Annotated in this window: 16 protein-coding genes; 2 read left to right on the top strand and 14 right to left on the bottom strand. The window is 32.9% G+C overall.

The window, feature by feature from the left end; translation table 11 throughout:
• Window positions 1–20: 20 nt before the first annotated feature.
• The 9 genes from ACFS3A_RS23175 to ACFS3A_RS23135 all read right to left on the bottom strand — a co-directional run bounded on the left by ACFS3A_RS23175 (window position 21) and on the right by ACFS3A_RS23135 (window position 5,964).
• On the bottom strand, window positions 21–872 hold the full coding sequence (locus ACFS3A_RS23175) for a hypothetical protein (protein WP_379827944.1): 852 nt from the start codon (window positions 870–872) through the stop codon (window positions 21–23).
• 6 nt (window positions 873–878) lie between these two features.
• Entirely contained in the window at window positions 879–1,400 is a 522-nt protein-coding gene (locus ACFS3A_RS23170) for a hypothetical protein (protein WP_144212749.1), read from the bottom strand.
• 157 nt (window positions 1,401–1,557) lie between these two features.
• Window positions 1,558–2,103 (bottom strand): hypothetical protein, encoded by a 546-nt coding sequence (locus ACFS3A_RS23165; protein WP_379827943.1) that lies wholly within the window; start codon window positions 2,101–2,103, stop codon window positions 1,558–1,560.
• Complete coding sequence (locus tag ACFS3A_RS23160; protein WP_379827942.1) at window positions 2,096–2,272, bottom strand: hypothetical protein; 177 nt, start codon at window positions 2,270–2,272, stop codon at window positions 2,096–2,098. Before ACFS3A_RS23160 ends, ACFS3A_RS23165 begins: the two co-directional genes overlap by 8 nt.
• A gap of 103 nt (window positions 2,273–2,375) precedes the next feature.
• The gene (locus ACFS3A_RS23155; protein WP_379827941.1) at window positions 2,376–2,768 is read right to left on the bottom strand and encodes a hypothetical protein; all 393 of its coding nucleotides are present in this window, start codon (window positions 2,766–2,768) and stop codon (window positions 2,376–2,378) included.
• A gap of 114 nt (window positions 2,769–2,882) precedes the next feature.
• Window positions 2,883–3,359 carry a hypothetical protein gene (locus ACFS3A_RS23150; RefSeq protein WP_057117986.1) on the bottom strand — a complete coding sequence of 159 codons (477 nt, stop codon included), beginning with the start codon at window positions 3,357–3,359 and terminating at the stop codon, window positions 2,883–2,885.
• A gap of 3 nt (window positions 3,360–3,362) precedes the next feature.
• Window positions 3,363–4,082, bottom strand: a complete 720-nt coding sequence (locus tag ACFS3A_RS23145; protein WP_379827940.1) for a hypothetical protein — start codon at window positions 4,080–4,082, stop codon at window positions 3,363–3,365.
• Between the two features lie 277 nt (window positions 4,083–4,359).
• Window positions 4,360–5,553 carry a hypothetical protein gene (locus ACFS3A_RS23140; RefSeq protein ID WP_379827939.1) on the bottom strand — a complete coding sequence of 398 codons (1,194 nt, stop codon included), beginning with the start codon at window positions 5,551–5,553 and terminating at the stop codon, window positions 4,360–4,362.
• 90 nt (window positions 5,554–5,643) lie between these two features.
• Window positions 5,644–5,964: a hypothetical protein gene (locus ACFS3A_RS23135; RefSeq protein ID WP_379827938.1), complete on the bottom strand. Its 321-nt coding sequence runs from the start codon at window positions 5,962–5,964 to the stop codon at window positions 5,644–5,646.
• Window positions 5,965–6,905: 941 nt separating this feature from the next.
• Here ACFS3A_RS23135 and ACFS3A_RS23130 point away from each other — a divergent pair.
• Together ACFS3A_RS23130 and ACFS3A_RS23125 are read left to right on the top strand one after the other, a co-directional pair.
• The gene (locus ACFS3A_RS23130) at window positions 6,906–8,819 is read left to right on the top strand and encodes a DUF294 nucleotidyltransferase-like domain-containing protein (RefSeq protein ID WP_379827937.1); all 1,914 of its coding nucleotides are present in this window, start codon (window positions 6,906–6,908) and stop codon (window positions 8,817–8,819) included.
• Between the two features lie 3 nt (window positions 8,820–8,822).
• Entirely contained in the window at window positions 8,823–9,419 is a 597-nt protein-coding gene (locus tag ACFS3A_RS23125; RefSeq protein WP_379827936.1) for a 3'-5' exonuclease, read from the top strand.
• 46 nt (window positions 9,420–9,465) lie between these two features.
• On the opposite strand, the gene acs is transcribed toward ACFS3A_RS23125, so the two are convergent.
• The 5 genes from acs to ilvD all read right to left on the bottom strand — a co-directional run bounded on the left by acs (window position 9,466) and on the right by ilvD (window position 17,474).
• On the bottom strand, window positions 9,466–11,376 hold the full coding sequence (acs, locus tag ACFS3A_RS23120; protein WP_379827935.1) for an acetate--CoA ligase: 1,911 nt from the start codon (window positions 11,374–11,376) through the stop codon (window positions 9,466–9,468).
• A 497-nt stretch (window positions 11,377–11,873) separates the two neighbouring features.
• The gene (gene ilvC, locus ACFS3A_RS23115; protein WP_379827934.1) at window positions 11,874–13,343 is read right to left on the bottom strand and encodes a ketol-acid reductoisomerase; all 1,470 of its coding nucleotides are present in this window, start codon (window positions 13,341–13,343) and stop codon (window positions 11,874–11,876) included.
• A gap of 51 nt (window positions 13,344–13,394) precedes the next feature.
• A complete protein-coding gene (ilvN, locus tag ACFS3A_RS23110) occupies window positions 13,395–13,919 on the bottom strand; it encodes an acetolactate synthase small subunit (protein ID WP_379827933.1) in 525 nt (174 codons plus the stop codon).
• Window positions 13,920–14,008: 89 nt separating this feature from the next.
• On the bottom strand, window positions 14,009–15,697 hold the full coding sequence (gene ilvB, locus ACFS3A_RS23105; RefSeq protein ID WP_379827932.1) for a biosynthetic-type acetolactate synthase large subunit: 1,689 nt from the start codon (window positions 15,695–15,697) through the stop codon (window positions 14,009–14,011).
• 103 nt (window positions 15,698–15,800) lie between these two features.
• Window positions 15,801–17,474: a dihydroxy-acid dehydratase gene (ilvD, locus tag ACFS3A_RS23100; protein WP_379827931.1), complete on the bottom strand. Its 1,674-nt coding sequence runs from the start codon at window positions 17,472–17,474 to the stop codon at window positions 15,801–15,803.
• Window positions 17,475–17,535 lie beyond the last annotated feature (61 nt).

The following is a 17,535-nucleotide window of genomic DNA, read 5'->3' as shown; positions in this document are numbered from 1 at the left end:
TGTATGGCGTTGGAGTAGTATTAGCCATAAACGTTGCTGATTTGAATCTCTACATCATGAAGAAGATTCTTAATTTTGAAACCGCCGTTTACACAAACAAATGTTGAAATATCAAATTCTGCTTTTTTGATTAAACTTGTGCCTTGTTCCACATAATTAGCTATAATCCAAAATTCATTAGTTCGAATATCTGTAAAAATGTAAATTCTCAATCCATAAGGATAGCCAGTTTTGTTTGTGGTCATTTTTACATAAAAGTCACCAAATTGAATGATACTACCGTTATTTTGAACTGGAAAACTATTAACCAAATTATATCCATTTTGAAGATAATTAACCGTTTCCCCTTGATAATAAACTGTATCTAAATGAGTATGATTTAAATAAGTATCATAACTATTTAAATAAAATTTATTATCCGCCTGAATAGTACCAATATTAAGCATCGAATATACTCTAGTATCAAATTGATAACCTGAACCCTGAGAAAATCTACCATCTAATCTAAATTGAGGTAATTTATATTCTTTTAGATATCTTAACGGCTTTTTTTGAAAATCGCTAAAATTTGAAATCTCCACACTTGCAGAATCGCCACCAAAAGGAATTTTAAAATAAATCTCTGTAAAAGCAGTTGCAAAATAATTTTCTGGAATCACATTTAAATCAACATTGCCCAAATCATTAATAACTGAAAGCATAGGCAAACTATCGTAATTCAAAAAATCAACACCTTGAACACGTTTATTATCTATAAATACAGATAAAATGAAAAACGGTGTTTGAATACCATTTATATAAAAACCTTCTGATGAATTAATCTCTTTTACTTTTACTGCGTAAGTATCGTCTATATATTGAATAAAATTCATACTTAATTAATTAAATAACGGAACTTTTTTCAAGTCCGAAGTTGATAAATATTTTTTCAAATCAGCTTTTAAATCACGTCGTGTAATAACATAATAACAGCCGATTACCAAAGGAACAGTTGTAACTTGCTTTACTCTCAATAACTCATTTATTGTCTCTCTCTCATTTTCGAAATTAGACATCGGTTCAGTTATCCAAGTGTACCAAGGAGCATCTTTTGTTTGCTTATTTGTTCCTAACCAAACCGCCAAAGATTCTGCAATGTCATGAACTTCTTTACGAGGTGTAATCTTGTTCAATTCAATCTCTTTTGTCATCGGATTAGAAACCGCAATTTTTAAATCCTTTTCTGCATCTTCCAAAGCCTTTTCTTCAGCATCTTGTGTGAATTTAGAATACCATTTTTTAATTAGTGGATAACACACAATGATACCAACGCACAAAAGCCAGTATTTTTGCAGAAAATCAAAGAGCCAAACAGTATTGGCTTGGCTCTTTGTTCTATTAACTATCTCTCTTTGAGCCATAATTATTTTTTCTTAAATAATTTATAAGCTAAGAATCCCGCTAAAGCAACTAGTACAACATTTGCAACGGTTTTATTGTTTGCGTAAAAAAGTTTGATTTTATCTAACATCTTGTTTAAATTTTGAATTAATAATTTCTATCGTTTTGGGCGTTTGTTTAGACTGTAACGCTGTAAACAGTATAAAAAAAAAGTAGTACGGGAATAATCAAATAATTGAATTTGAATTTCTTTTTAGCTGTTACAGTAACGCTTGCAAGGTTGTAATCTCCCATAATGTCAATAGCGTCCTGAATGTCTGAATCGTAAATTAAATTATGATCGGGCGAACATTCATGTTTAATAATTGCACGTGCAATTACTAAGTAGAATTTTGCATCTACAATTTTGATTGTTTGGTCAGGGTCTAAACCGACAGCTTTTGAAATAACTTCAATATATTTTTGCGTATCATTTTCAAATGGCGGTGCATATTCAGTTATAAGCTTTCTTACCGTATTTTTCCCTTTGTCAATATCGTTTGTCAAATCTCTCAGCATGGCACGAATACCGTATTTTACTTCTGTAAACTGCTCAAAATGTTTATCTGTATTTTGTGCATTTGGTATTTTTCCCTGCCAAGCAATATTTGTCAAAACCAAGTTACCCGGATTATTATTTCGAATACCTCTTGTTAAGTCCTTTCTGCCTAAAAAATTACTCATTTTCTTCTGTAATTAAAGGTTTGGCAGAGGTTTCAGGTTCATCTTTTCCGAAATCAAGCTTGCTTAATTCATCAGAAACAACCTGAATACCTTTTAAAATTGCAGTAACAACCGCACCATATTTCACGATAATACCAATTATCGAAACAATTCCTTTCAAATTTTTCATGACTTATTTTGTTTTAATTGTTTTCTTTTTTCTAAATGCTCTTTGAGTAAATCAACCCCCTCATGAAGTATAAGAGGGAGGAATTTTAGTATGAACCTAAACATTAGTTCGAACGGATAAACGTACCTGCGTAACCACCGTTTTTCGCACGTGGATTAATTACAAATGCCATACTGTCAATTACGACTTTACCGCCGTTTTTCTGCATTGTACCCCAGTGAAATGATTGAACACCAGTTTTAGTGTTTGTAAAAGTGCATGCTACCGAACCAAACCAACCTTTTTCAGATAGATTTGATTTATTAGTAGTTACACACTTAATTGCAATCAATTCCCCTTTAGACAATCTCCAACCAGTTGTTAAATGTTGTTCAACACCTTTATTCGGGCCTGTAACAGGCATGTAAGTAGTATACTTTGCGCCTGAATGCTTTACTTTTTGTTGGTTATTGTTATTGTAATTCTGATTATTAGAATTTTTTCTATTTTGTGCCATTACTTTATAATGTGTTTAATTAATAATATGATTTCAGCCAGTTTTTTTACTATGATTACTGCCGAATCTATCAGAAATACAATAAGATAGATTCGATAGTAATTTTTCGGCTTGCTATCTTTTTCGAGCAACTCTTCTGCCTGAATTATTGCGGTCACGTCTTAAAAACCAAATCAATGCAATAAGACCAGCGACAGCACCTAAAACAATTTTCCAGTTTCTTTGAAACCAAACTTTAATAGTTGAACTTACAACAGTAGCACCAACCTGACCGCTTCCCTGAACAAATCCAGTACTTAAACCGTCATTAATCCCAGTTGTTACAGCTTTTGCGAAAATCTGAGAACCTGCATTTGCTACAGCACCAACCGCTTGACTTGCTGTATTTAAAGCCATCTGTTTGTTGTATTCTTCCTCGGCTTGTTTATTTGCCTTTTTTGCTTCGTGAGCATCTTGCAAATTCTGCGAGATATTTTGAACAGTTCCACCGACGAAAGGAATAGCACCCATAATAGGAGTAGCAACCTTTACCAAATTTTTAAACGAAACGTTTTTCTTAATCGCCGTTCCAATTTTTTTGAAAAATCCCATAGTTTACACAGTTTTTAAACATCTTACGACGAAATTAATAATTGAGCCTTGTGACTTATTGATTTCAATACCAACCACAGCGACTAAAGGCAAGGTTAATCTATCCGTTAAGCCTTGTAAAACTTTCCCATCTGCAAGAACAGCTTGAATCGGGTCAATATCACGGCTTAAGGTTTGCAATTCGAATGGCAGATATTTTACAACCTGACCATTTGAGTACTGATAAGACAAATCACTTACTGAATCGTCAACAGTCATGACAGCCAAATCAAATCCCTGAACATCAATTTTTTTGTTGAACTCTTCTGATGCAACAGATTTTTGCTCGAAGAAAAATAAATTGTTTGTTTGTTGTGGTTCTTCAATACCGTGCAAATCGTAACGTTTATCTGCAATCAAATCTTCAAGAGTAATTTTAATACTCTCTTTATCTGCAAGATAAATTGAACCTTCGTCTGCCAATTCACATAATGCAATCATTGCATTATCAGCATCGGATTGAGTGTTTTCAGTTCCGTAGGTACTTGCTAAAATGAAATCTTTAAGCAACACTTTGTTTGCTAAAATGACATTCGAGCCGTTTCCACGTTCAATGTAAATACTGATTTTTTCAGTAGTTAAGGCTGATAAAGCCACATCACTTGAAAGAATCAAAGCACCGATTGCTTTTGTTACTTGTAGTTCTGGCGATTTTGTAACGCCTGTAATAGTTGCAATTTTCATTTGTTATAAATTTTATTTGTTTAAATTTCTTTCACAAAGGTTATTGCAACTATTATTTGACGTTCCCTAAAATTCCCTATAATTCCACAATTTTCCCTAATTTTCCCTATAATATGCCGTACTTAATAAGGTCTTGGACAGTTAAATAACTCCTTTTTAATTCCAAGGAATCGAGTATAACTTGATATTCTTTACAAGCAGTTTTATAGCTTAATTCAAGAATATGCATTAACTGGGTTTTAGTCACTTTTTGGCTTGTATTCTGTGTTTTCATGGCTTATAAAAATAAAAGTTGATGTTCGTGGAATAATTCAAAGTCAAAATCATTTACTAATTTTTCCTTTGTTCTAAACTCATGCATATAGAAATGCAATTTGTTTTTGAACCAATTAATAAGTGGTTTTTCGGTAATCATGTCTAAATCTTCAAGTAAAAGATTTAGAGCAACGATATAAGATATATCCTGATTGTTTGCGTAATATTCTCTAAATAGAGATTTTGCAAGACGTTTTTTAATGGTTGTAGAAGAAAGAACAACCCTTTTCAAGCGTTTAATTATAGGATTGAACTTGGTAATTTGGGATTGTAAAAAATCAAAATCAAACAAAACTATTTGCTTTTCTTTATTGATTTGACTTTTACCAGTATTCTCACGAAGTTCAAAAAAACCTTTATTTGCAATTTTCAACAACTCATAAAGATTTGCTTTATCAAAAACACCCCAAGTCATTGCCTGACTGATATTTACATCTCCTTTCGAATGTTCGTTTAATCCTCTGAAAAACGCTGAATTTAACTGATATTCAAAACGCCAAACATTGTCATTTTTCAAACCATTATTTGCGTAATATTCGTTTATGTATGGCTTTTCAGTTAATTGCAAAGACAGCGTTTTATTATAGCATCGTATTATTTTGTCAGATGTTCTTTTTCCTATTTGGAAACCGTTAAGTATTGATTTTCCTTTGTACGTTTCAAAATAGCTTTGTAAATTTTTCGGACGACCTGAAATAAGGTAGTTACCTGCAACCACATTACTATATAAATTACGGTAAGAATTGTTGATATCAGACTTGTCAAGGCATATATCCAGTCTATTAACAGACTTAAATAAGTAGTTCGTTTCATCGCAAAAAGCATTTATGACACCTTTTAAAGCGTCGTTAGATAATGTATAAAATAGATTGTTTTCAAATTGAAGCTGTGCAAATTGTTCGCTCATAATTGCAGAACGTGGTTTTGCTGTATAAATACCGATTTTTAGATCTTCATAATATAGGTCTGCTCTTAGCTCAAAAATCTTAGTTCCGTATTCGTAAGGTTTTAAACGAAACTTTGAATGTTCAGGAAATTCTCCAAACGGTTGACCCTCTAAATTGATAATTAAGTAGTCTATATTTATAAGAGTAGGTTTTAGATTATTGTTTTTAAATTTGGTTTGGGCTTGATGCCTTTCTCTATATGAAATCATTTTTTTTAGTAGGTTTTGAGTGAGTTAGTTGCCGTTATACCCTACGGCAACAATTGAAAAAATCGAAAGGGGAGTAGCTAAATGAAATTTTTAGGCATTTTGCCACAGTGAATAATGATTTTTAGGTAAATCATTTACAGTAAATTCCTTTTTCGAAATTGCTTCTGTGATTTTCTTTTCAGCTTCAAAAAATTTAGTTTTATAATTGGTTACCTGAGAATTGAATAAAACATTTATTTTTTGAGCAAGTTGCTGAATTTCTCTAATTAGAAAATCATGCTGAAATTTTAGCTGAATTAAATCTACAGTTTCAACTGGATGCTTAGAATATTCGTTTAAATCAAAATTTAAACTCGCTAATTCAAATATTAAATTCTCACGTTTTTGTATTAATTCTGTAATTGCTGACATATATTAAGGTATTAACAGATTATGTTTAAGAAGTTTTGAAATCAGAGTTTTTTGAGAATTGCAGTAAAAAATAAATTCGTGAACACAAAAAGATTGAGTTACTATAAAGCAATCCGTACAAACTTTAATTGTAATTCCTATATTTGATCCACGGATTCTTAGGAATAATGTTTTGAACTTTAAATGAGAGGTTTTGCAAAATGGGCGCATTTTTTTTAAAAATGTTTTCGCATTGAAATTTGTGTGACGCATCTTGTTTAGTTCTACAAGTAATAGCGTGTAATTCTCTAAAGAGGAACGTTTTAAAGCCATTGGTTAATGTTAATTAGTTACATCACAAATGAACTATAATTTATATTATGTAAAATAGAAAATTTATACTTTCTTTTATAGGTTTTTTAATTTCATAAAAAAAATTAGACTTACAATCCCCCTTCATCTTGTTAAACATAGAAATAAAACTTTGTGAGAATTCAATATTCAGAAATAATATCAGGAAAAATAATTCTATGCGATTCTCAGCGATCAGTTTCTTTTGCAAAATAATCTGATTATCCCGATAATTTGATTTAATCAAATATTGAAATATTTATGAGAATCTAATAATTAAAAAAAACAATAAATTTAATTTTGTATGGTTTTAATGATTTATAGTATACTGTTTTAAAATTAAAGTTTTTAAAAAACTTCCTTAAAATCTCATATTTGAAAAAAAATAAAATAAATTCCGTTTTATACGATTCTCATAAATCGTATTTATTGTAATATCCATGCAAATGATTTGATTCTTTTTTAATTCCAAAAAAACCTTTTAACGCCTTATTATCAGTAATTCTTAACATTTCTTTAAAATATGCCAGATTCTCATCAAGTTGCTTTCATTGTAAGAGTTTATTTTATTATTTTTACATTGAATACATTAAAAAATTTATCAAAAACGTATGAATACAGTTGCTGAGCATATTGCTGATTTTTTGAAAGAATACAAACCTTTTGATAATTTAACTTTTCAGGAATTATCAGATATTGCTACTAATATTCGTGTCATTAATTTAGAAAAACATGCAGTCTTATTTCAAAATAACGACCCGCTACATGATAGTTTTTATGTAGTTGCTTCTGGTGTAATTAATCTTACAACAATTGCTGACGCTGAGGAAACTATTATAAATAAATGCCATGAAGGTGATATTTTTGGTTTACGTCCGTTTTTTGCTAAAAACAACTACATGATGACGGCTAAAGCACGTGAAGAAAGTATCATTTATGCTATTCCAATCGCGGTTTTTAGACCTTTTGTTGCTAATAATTCAGATGTTTTAAACTTTTTATTAGAGAGTTTTGCGGTAAATTCACGTCATACAAAAGACAGTGTTAGTTCAAATGGTAAGCTTGTTTCTGATGCGGATTATATCGATCAGCAGTCAGAAATGCAATATATTCAGTCACTTAACTATAATAATTCGCCGTTAACAACTCAGGCCAGTCATATTGTGAAAGATGTTGCGATTTTAATGACTGAGTCTATGGTGGATAACATTATTATTTGCGAAAAAAATCATCCAATTGGCATTGTTACCAATGCTGATTTGTCTTCAAAAATTGCAACAGGCCGCTATCCTATTACTGAAACTATTGATAAAATCATGTCTTCTCCGGTTGTTACTGTATTAGAAAATGTTTCGTTAGCAGAAGCGCAATTGTTGATGTTGAAACATAATGTTACTCATCTTTGTGTTACAAAAGATGGTACAAGTAAATCTGTCGTAAAAGGAATAATTTCTGAACACGATCTTATTGTCGCACAAGCCAGTAATCCTGGTGTTTTAATTAAAGAAATTAAGCGTTCTCAGCTTCCAAAAGACTTAAAACAGATTCGTGATCGCTTATCTGACTTAATTCAGAATTCAATTCAGAAAAATATTCCGATTTCTCATGTCAGCAACATTGCAAGCGAAATCAATCTGGCTATTATTAAACGTGCTGTAGAACTTTCTATTTTAGATTTAGGCTCCCCTCCTGCACGTTTTGCATGGTTAAGCATTGGTAGTCAAGGACGTAAAGAACAACTTTTATTAACAGATCAGGATAGTATTTTGATTTTCGAAGATGTTACTCCTGAAAAATACCGAGAAGTAAAAGATTATTTCTTAAGATTAGCAAAAAGAACAACTTCTATATTAGAAAAAGTGGGCTATGAATATTGTCCAAATGGTCATATGGGCAGTAACATGCTTTGGTGTAAATCACTGAGTGACTGGACTAAACAATACAATAGCTGGATGAATACTCCAGGTGAAAACAGTAATGATTTGAGTAGTATTTTCTTTGATTATGAAATTGTTTTTGGAGAGCCAAAAATTGAAGAAGCAATTGAAAATGTTATTTTTAAGAATGCTGTAAATAATACTTTATTTTTTGATTTCTTAGGAAATGATGCTTTAAAAAGAAATTCTCCATTAAGTTTCTTTAAAAAATTCATCGTTGAAGAAGAAGGACCACATAAAGGAAAATTTGATATTAAAACTCGTGCCTTAATGCCTTTGATAGATGGTGCACGTTTATTAATTTTGAATGCTAATATCAAAGGCATCCAAAACACCTACCTAAGATTCAAGCAGTTAGCAATAACAGATTCTAAAAATGCAGAAATTTATTTAAGCTGTGCTGAAGCTTTTCTAACACTTTCAAAATTCAGAACTGTTGAGGGATTAAAAAATGACGACTCTGGTCAATACATTAATTTAAGAGAAATGTCGAAAACAGATAAGGAGAAACTAAAAAATGCTTTAGCCCCAATGAAAGACCTCGAGGAACTAATTAAGAGTAAATTTCAATTGACACAATTCTCATAAAATATGCTAGACTGGCTTAAAAATATTAATAAAGACTATCCGGAATTCTGGAAAGATTATTTAACAAAATTCGAAACTAGACCTAACAGGTTTGTTGTTTTATCAACAGAAACCTCAGGGCTGAATCCCGATAAAGATGTTATATTATCTCTTGGAGCTTTTTCTGTTATCGACGACAGTATTGTTATAAAAGAAAGCTTCGAAACTGTTCTGCTACAATATAAATACCTTCAGGATAACGGACTTTCTAATGAATTTATTATTGAAAGTAAAATGATGAAAATGCCGGAGCCTGACGCCTTGGAAGCTTTCGTGAATTTTATCGGAAATTCAATTTTGGTAGGACATCATATTAATTTTGATGTCGAAATGCTTAATGCTGCTTTAGAGCGTCTAGATTGTGGCCGATTAAAAAATGAGGCTTTAGATGTTGATGTAATGTACAGAAAACTTACAGACATAAATGATAAACAGTTTTCTTTAGACGATTTATGTGAAATTTATAAAATCCCAAAAAGTGATCGTAACTCTTCTTCTGAAGATGCTTACAGGATTGGACTCTTATTTTTGAAACTAAAATCAAGATTGGGAATTAAATAAATAAAAAAAAATGCCTCTTAAAATTAAGAGGCATTTTTTTTATTACTTAAGAAATTCTTTCTTTCATAATTTGTTCTACAACTTCCGGATTTAATAACGTCGAAGTATCTCCGAAATTAGAGAAATCTCCTTCGGCTATTTTACGTAAAATTCTACGCATAATTTTTCCAGAACGTGTTTTCGGTAAACCAGATACGAATTGAATTTTATCCAATTTAGCAATTGGTCCAATGTGATCTGCAATATACTGATTGATTTCTTTAGATAAATTTTCTTTGTTTCTAACTTCTCCGGTTTCTTTCAAAATAACATAACCGTACAAAGCGTTTCCTTTAATATCGTGCGGGAAACCAACAATAGCAGATTCTGCAACTGCAGGATGCTCATTGATTGCATCTTCAATTGGTGCTGTTCCTAAGTTGTGACCAGAAACAATTACAACATCATCTACTCTACCGGTAATTCTGTAATACCCAACTTCATCTCTTAATGCCCCGTCTCCGGTAAAATATTTCCCAGGGAAAGCAGAGAAATACGTTTCTTTATAACGATCGTGATCATTCCAGATTGTTCTTGCGATTCCTGGCCAAGGGAATTTTATACATAAACTTCCAACAACTTGATTACCTTCGATTTCATTACGCTTTTCATCCATTAAAACAGGCTGAATTCCTGGTAACGGTAAAGTAGCATAAGTTGGTTTTGTAGGAGTAACAAAAGAAATAGGAGAAATCATGATTCCACCTGTCTCTGTCTGCCACCAGGTATCCACAACCGGACATCTCTTATCACCTACGTGGTCATTAAACCAGTGCCAGGCTTCTTCATTGATTGGCTCTCCAACAGATCCAATCACTTTAAGTGATTTAAGAGGATATTTCTGAATATAATCCAAACTTTCTTTCGCTAACGAACGAATAGCTGTTGGTGCTGTATAAAATTGAGTAATTTTATGTTTTTCGATAATTTCCCAAAAACGGCTGAAATCAGGATAAGATGGAACTCCTTCAAATATTACTGTTGTAGCTCCATTCAATAATGGTCCGTATAATATATACGAATGCCCTGTAATCCATCCAATATCTGCAGTACACCAGAAAATATCATTTTCTTCATAGCTAAAAACATTCTTGAATGTGTAAGCCGTATAGACCATATAACCAGCTGTAGTATGAACCATTCCTTTTGGTTTGCCAGTAGAGCCTGAAGTATATAAAATGAATAATGGATCTTCTGCATCCATAATTTCAGCAACACTATTATCCAGAGCAGTCTCTAATAATGGCTGTAACCAAATATCACGGCCTTCTTTCATTTTGACATCAGTATTAGTTCTTTTAGCCACTAAAACTTTTGTTACAGATGGACAAGTTTCTAAAGCTTCGTCAACAATTCCTTTTAAGTCAATTGTTTTATTTCCTCTATAACCACCATCTGAAGTGATGACCATTTTACACTCACAGTCATTAATTCTGGCAGAAACTGCAGAAGCAGAAAATCCAGCAAAAACGACAGAATGTATCGCTCCAATTCTGGCGCAAGCTAGTACTGAAACAGCTAGTTCCGGAATCATTGGCAAATAAATACAAACCCTGTCTCCTTTGCGAACACCTTGCTCACGGAGAACATTTGCCATTTTAGATACTCTTTCGTATAATTCGTTATACGTTATATGTAAAGCTTCTTCAGAAGGGTCATTTGGCTCAAAAATAATGGCCGTTTTATCTCCTCTTTTGCTTAAATGTCTGTCGATACAGTTTTTTGTAATGTTAACTTTAGCCTCAGTAAACCATTTTACTTCAGCTTCTGCCATATTAAAATCAACTACTTTTTCCCATTGTTGGTACCATGTGAAATTTTCTTCGGCTATTTTTCCCCAAAATTTTCTTGGCTCTCTTATTGACTTATTGTAATGCTTGAAATATTGTTCTAAATTTTCAATTTTGTAATAGCTCATCTGTTTCTTGGAATTTTTTATAAATGTATTAAATCTGGATGTATTCTTAAAATAATTTAATTCATAAATTTTACCAAATAAAAACATTTCTTTAATAAAATATGATAATTATTTGCATTTGATTTAAAATTTTACTTTTTAAACCAAAATTGAAAGGCAAAAAAAGGCATAATATACAGATATTATGCCTTTTTAAATTTAACAAATTTCAATAACAATTAATCTTGTAAACTGCTTTACAATACTTTTCTCTATTTTGAAAATAGCAGCATCATTATTAATTAAAACAGAAATTTCAACAAGTATATTTTTTTTGAAAATATACCCCATTATAAGGGATCAGCTTCACTTAACTTACTCTTACAGAAGTTAAGTGAATGCAATATGCATCTATATCTATTATCTTAATAAGTGCTTACTAATTCAAAATATTACAAATCATTGATACAGTGCAAATCCCACAGAATCCAATTCTGCGGGAATTCCCAATTTCTTAATTATCCAATTTTTTTCATAGCCGTCATAGACTCTCTCAACCATGCTCCAACCTCTTCAATAGGATGCTGGCGAATTTCTCTGTTTACAGCAATTAAAACAGCATTATCCACTCCATTTGAAGTTGAAAATGGTTTTCCAATGATATTTGTTTCTACTTTTTTCATGAATTCAGTCAATAAAGGCTTACATGCATGATCAAATAAGTAACATCCGTATTCTGCAGTATCAGAAATTACACGGTTCATTTCGAATAATTTCTTTCTTGCAATTGTATTTGCAATTAATGGCAATTCGTGTAATGACTCGTAATAAGCAGACTCTTCAATGATTCCAGCCTCTGTCATTGTTTCGAAAGCTAATTCAACACCAGCTTTTACCATTGCAATCATCAATACTCCATTATCAAAATATTCTTGTTCTGAAATTGGAGCTTCTTGCGGAGCTGTTTTTTCGAAGTTAGTTTCTCCTGTTGCAGCTCTCCATTTCAATAAATTCACATCATCATTAGCCCAGTCTGCCATCATTGTACTAGAGAATTCTCCAGAAATGATATCATCCTGGTGCTTTTGGAATAATGGACGCATGATATCTTTTAATTCTTCTGCCAATTCATAAGCTTCAATTTTTGCAGGATTTGACAAACGATCCATCATGTTTGTAATACCTCCATGTTTTAAAGCCTCAGTGATAGTTTCCCATCCAAATTGAATTAATTTTGAAGCATAAGCTGCATCGATACCTTTTTCAACCATTTTATCGAAACATAAAATAGAACCCGTTTGCAATAACCCGCAAAGAATTGTCTGCTCTCCCATTAAATCTGATTTTACTTCAGCAACGAAAGAAGATCTTAAAACTCCTGCTCTGTGACCTCCAGTTGCTACAGCGTATGCTTTTGCCTGATCTAAACCTAATCCGTTTGGATCATTTTCCGGGTGAACTGCAATAAGAGTTGGTACACCGAAACCTCTTTTGTACTCTTCACGCACCTCAGAACCCGGACATTTAGGAGCACACATAATTACAGTGATGTCTTTACGAATTTGCATTCCTTCTTCTACAATGTTGAATCCGTGAGAATAAGCCAAAGTAGAATCTTTTTTCATTAATGGCATAATAGCAGTTACCACAGCTGTATGTTGTTTGTCTGGTGTAAGGTTACAAACTAAGTCTGCAGTTGGAATCAATTCTTCATAAGTTCCTACAGTGAAACCATTTTCAGTTGCATTTTTATAAGAAGCTCTTTTTTCTGCAATTGCATCTGCACGCAATGCATAAGAAATGTCTAAACCAGAATCTCTCATGTTTAAACCTTGATTCAAACCTTGTGCTCCACAACCCACAATTACAACTTTTTTTCCAGCTAATGCTGCAATTCCGTCTGCAAATTCTGATTGCTCCATAAATTCGCAAACTCCTAATTGTTCTAATTGTAATCTAAGTGGTAATGTATTGAAATAATTTGCCATTTTTGTTTTAATATTTAATGAAATGAAATTTTATAATTGATTAATTTATAGCTAAACTGTAAATGATTCTAACAAAGAGGAAATTTCCATCTTCTCTTTTGAAACCGAAATTCTTCCTGAACGTACAAACTGCATAATTCCGTATGGTTTAAATTTTGCATATAGTTCTTCAATCTCAGAACGTCTCCCTGATTTTGAAATCACAAAGAAATCGCGGGAAACAGTCACAATTGTAGCCTGGCTTTCTTTAATGATGTTCTGAATTTGTTTCTCATCAAACAACAAACTTGAAGCTATTTTAAATAGTGCATTTTCAAGATAAATAGTTTCTTCATCTGTATGATAAAATGCCTTTATCACTTCAATTTGTTTTTCAATTTGCCCTACAATATTCTGAACCCATTTCTCTGTAGTATTTACTACAATAATAAATCTAGAAACATTCTCTATTTCTGATTCTGAAACATTTAGACTTAATATATTAATGTGACGCTTTAAGAATATTCCTGATATTCTATTCAACAATCCCACGTTATTTTCTGAGTATACCGATATGGTAAATGTTTTATCTTCCATTGTTTTTTAGTTTTTTTTGTTTCATGTTTCAAGTTTCACGTTCTCTGCAGAACTTGAAACTTGAAACTTAAAACCTGAAACTTTTCTCTTTAGCTTAATCTAATTTCTGAAACACATGCTCCTGTTGGAATCATTGGGAAAACATTGTTTTCCTTTTCCACCATGACTTCTAAGAAGAAACAATCTTTTGAAGCCAGCATTTCTGCAACTGCTTCGTCTAAATCTTCACGTTGTGTTACTTTTTTAGATTTTATATGGTATCCTTCTGCGATAGCAACAAAATTTGGATTAATCATTTTTGTTGATGCATATCGGTTGTCAAAGAACAATTCCTGCCATTGACGTACCATTCCTAAAAATTCATTATTTAAAATCACAATCTTAACCGGAACCTGAGTCTGAAAAATTGTACCCAATTCCTGAATTGTCATCTGAAAACCACCATCACCAATAATTGCTACAACTTCGCGCTCTGGTTTCCCCATTTTTGCTCCGATTGCAGCAGGTAATGCAAATCCCATTGTTCCTAATCCGCCGGAAGTAATATTACTCTTTGTTGAATTAAATTTTGCATAACGGCAAGCAAACATTTGGTGCTGACCAACATCGGTAACGATAATTGCATCACCTTTTGAATGTTTGTTAATCATTTCAATAGTTTCTCCCATCGAAATTCCCTTACCATTTGTTGGGTTTAATTCTTCTTTAATAACAGAATTAAATTCAACTTCTTTTAATGCTTTAAATTCATTATGCCATAAATCATGTGATTTAGCATCGATTAATGGAAGCAAAGCAGCTAAAGATTCTTTTACATCACCTAAAACAGCAATTTCTGTTTTAACGTTTTTATCAATTTCAGCAGGATCAATTTCGAAGTGAATTACTTTGGCTTGTTTAGCATAAGTATTTAAATTCCCTGTAACGCGGTCATCAAAACGCATTCCGAAAGCAATTAATACATCGCACTCATTTGTCATTAAGTTTGGCGCATAATTTCCATGCATTCCTAACATTCCAACATTTAAAGGATGATCTGTTGGCAAAGCCGACAAACCTAAAATTGTCCACGCTGCCGGAATTCCAGATTTTTCTACCAAAGCTTTAAACTCAGCTTCAGCTTGTCCCAAAATAATTCCCTGACCAAAAACAATTAACGGTTTTTTAGCACTATTGATTAAAGCTGCTGCTTCAGCAACTTTATTTAAATTTAATTTAGGAACCGGAGTATAACTTCTGATACCAGTACATTTTTCATAGCTAAAATCAAACTCATCGAACTGAGCATTTTTAGTAATATCAATCAATACTGGTCCTGGACGACCAGAACGAGCAATATAAAATGCTTTTGCAATAATTTCGGGAATTTGAGAAGCCTCAGTTACCTGAAAATTCCATTTTGTAACCGGAGTTGAGATTCCAATAATATCAGTTTCCTGAAAAGCATCAGAGCCTAATAAATGTCTTCCAACCTGTCCTGTAATACAAACCATTGGAGTTGAATCGATTTGAGCATCTGCAATACCAGTAACTAAATTAGTTGCTCCTGGTCCGGAAGTCGCAATCGCTACCCCTACTTTTCCTGTAGCTCTTGCATAACCCTGAGCTGCATGTGTTGCACCTTGTTCGTGACGAACCAATACATGGTGCAATTGATCTTGAAATTTATATAATTCATCATAAACCGGCATTATAGCTCCACCTGGATAACCATAAATTAAGTCTACACCTTCTTCTAACAAACATCTTATAACGGCTTCAGCCCCTGATATTCTCATAGTATATATTTTTTCAAAAATCAAACTTCAATTTCAATGTCAAAAATCAATTTAAAATTTTAATTGATGTTGAAATTTGCTTTTTGATATTGTTATTTTAAAATTAATTGTCGGTTACACAGCCAGTTGAAGCACTAGAAACCGATCTTGCATATTTAAGTAAAACTCCTCTTTGCACTTTCAATGGCGGCTGAACCCAGCTTGCCTTTCTAGCTGCAAATTCTTCTTCAGATATTTTCAGGTCGATTGTATTTTTCACAGCATCGATAGCGATTATATCTCCATCTTTTACTAGTGCAATACCACCACCATCATAAGCCTCCGGTGTAACGTGTCCTACGACAAAGCCATGCGAACCTCCAGAGAACCTACCGTCTGTAATAAGAGCACAGCTGCTTCCTAATCCGGCACCAATAATAGCAGATGTAGGCTTCAGCATTTCAGGCATCCCTGGACCACCTTTTGGTCCGCAATACCTGATGACGACTACATTACCTGGTTTAATTTTTCCGGCCTGAAGACCTGGAATTACTTCAAATTCACCTTCAAATACTACAGCAGGACCTTCAAAATACTCTCCTTCTTTTCCGCTGATTTTAGCAACAGCTCCTTCAGAAGCAAGGTTACCGTATAACACCTGAATATTTCCAGTTGGTTTTAAAGCTTTTTGAATTTCATGGATTACTTCTTGTCCATCTTGTAAATCCGGAGTCGAAGCTAAATTCTCTGCCACTGTTTTTCCTGTTACAGTTAAACAATCACCATGAATAAGTCCCACTTTTAATAAATATTTCATAACCGAAGGAATACCTCCGACTTCATGAATATCTTCCATCATATATTTACCACTTGGTTTCATATCAGCAAGAACAGGAGTTCTGTCATTAATTGCCTGAAAATCGTCCAAAGTTATTGTGATACCAACCGAGTGAGCCATTGCGATTAAGTGCATAACTGCATTTGTAGAACCTCCTAATACTGCTACAATTGTAATAGCATTTTCGAAAGCTTTGCGAGTCATGATATCTCTTGGCTTAATATCTTTTTCTAATAAAACTCTCATTGCAGCTCCGGCAGCAACGCATTCATCTCTTTTTTCCTGACTTAAAGCAGGATTAGAAGAACTGTAAGGCATACTCATACCTAAGGCTTCAATAGCAGAAGACATCGTATTTGCAGTATACATACCACCGCATGCTCCCGCTCCCGGGCAAGCATTTTGAATCACTCCTTTAAAGTCTTCCGGAGTAATTTCGCCTTTTACTTTTTTTCCTAAAGCTTCAAAAGCAGAAACAATATTCAAAGATTCACCTTTCCATTTTCCTGAGTGAATTGATCCTCCATAAACCATCATCGCCGGACGGTTTAATCTACCCATTGCAATCAATGCTCCAGGCATATTTTTATCACAACCAGGAATTGCAATAATACCATCGTACCATTGTGCTCCTGCAACTGTTTCAATAGAATCTGCAATTACATCACGAGAAACTAAGGAATAACGCATTCCTTCTGTTCCGTTAGAAATTCCGTCACTAACACCAATGGTATTAAAAATAAGCCCGACAAGATCTGCGTCCCAAACACCTTTTTTAACATCTTTTGCTAAATCGTTCAAGTGCATATTACAAGTGTTACCATCGTAACCCATGCTCACAATACCTACTTGTGCTTTTTTCAAATCTTCTTCAGTTAAACCAATTCCGTACAACATTGCTTGCGCCGCAGGCTGTGTTTGATCTTGGGTGATGGTCTTGCTGTACTTATTTAATTCCATTATAGTTTTATTTTTTTTTTAATTTTTTATTCAAAAAAAAACCTTCCAGTATTTGGAAGGT

Source organism: Flavobacterium notoginsengisoli (assembly GCF_042686225.1).
GTDB classification, from domain to species: domain Bacteria; phylum Bacteroidota; class Bacteroidia; order Flavobacteriales; family Flavobacteriaceae; genus Flavobacterium; species Flavobacterium notoginsengisoli.
The sequence above is the reverse complement of the archived record's forward strand: the minus strand, read 5'-3'. Positions and strand labels throughout refer to the sequence as shown.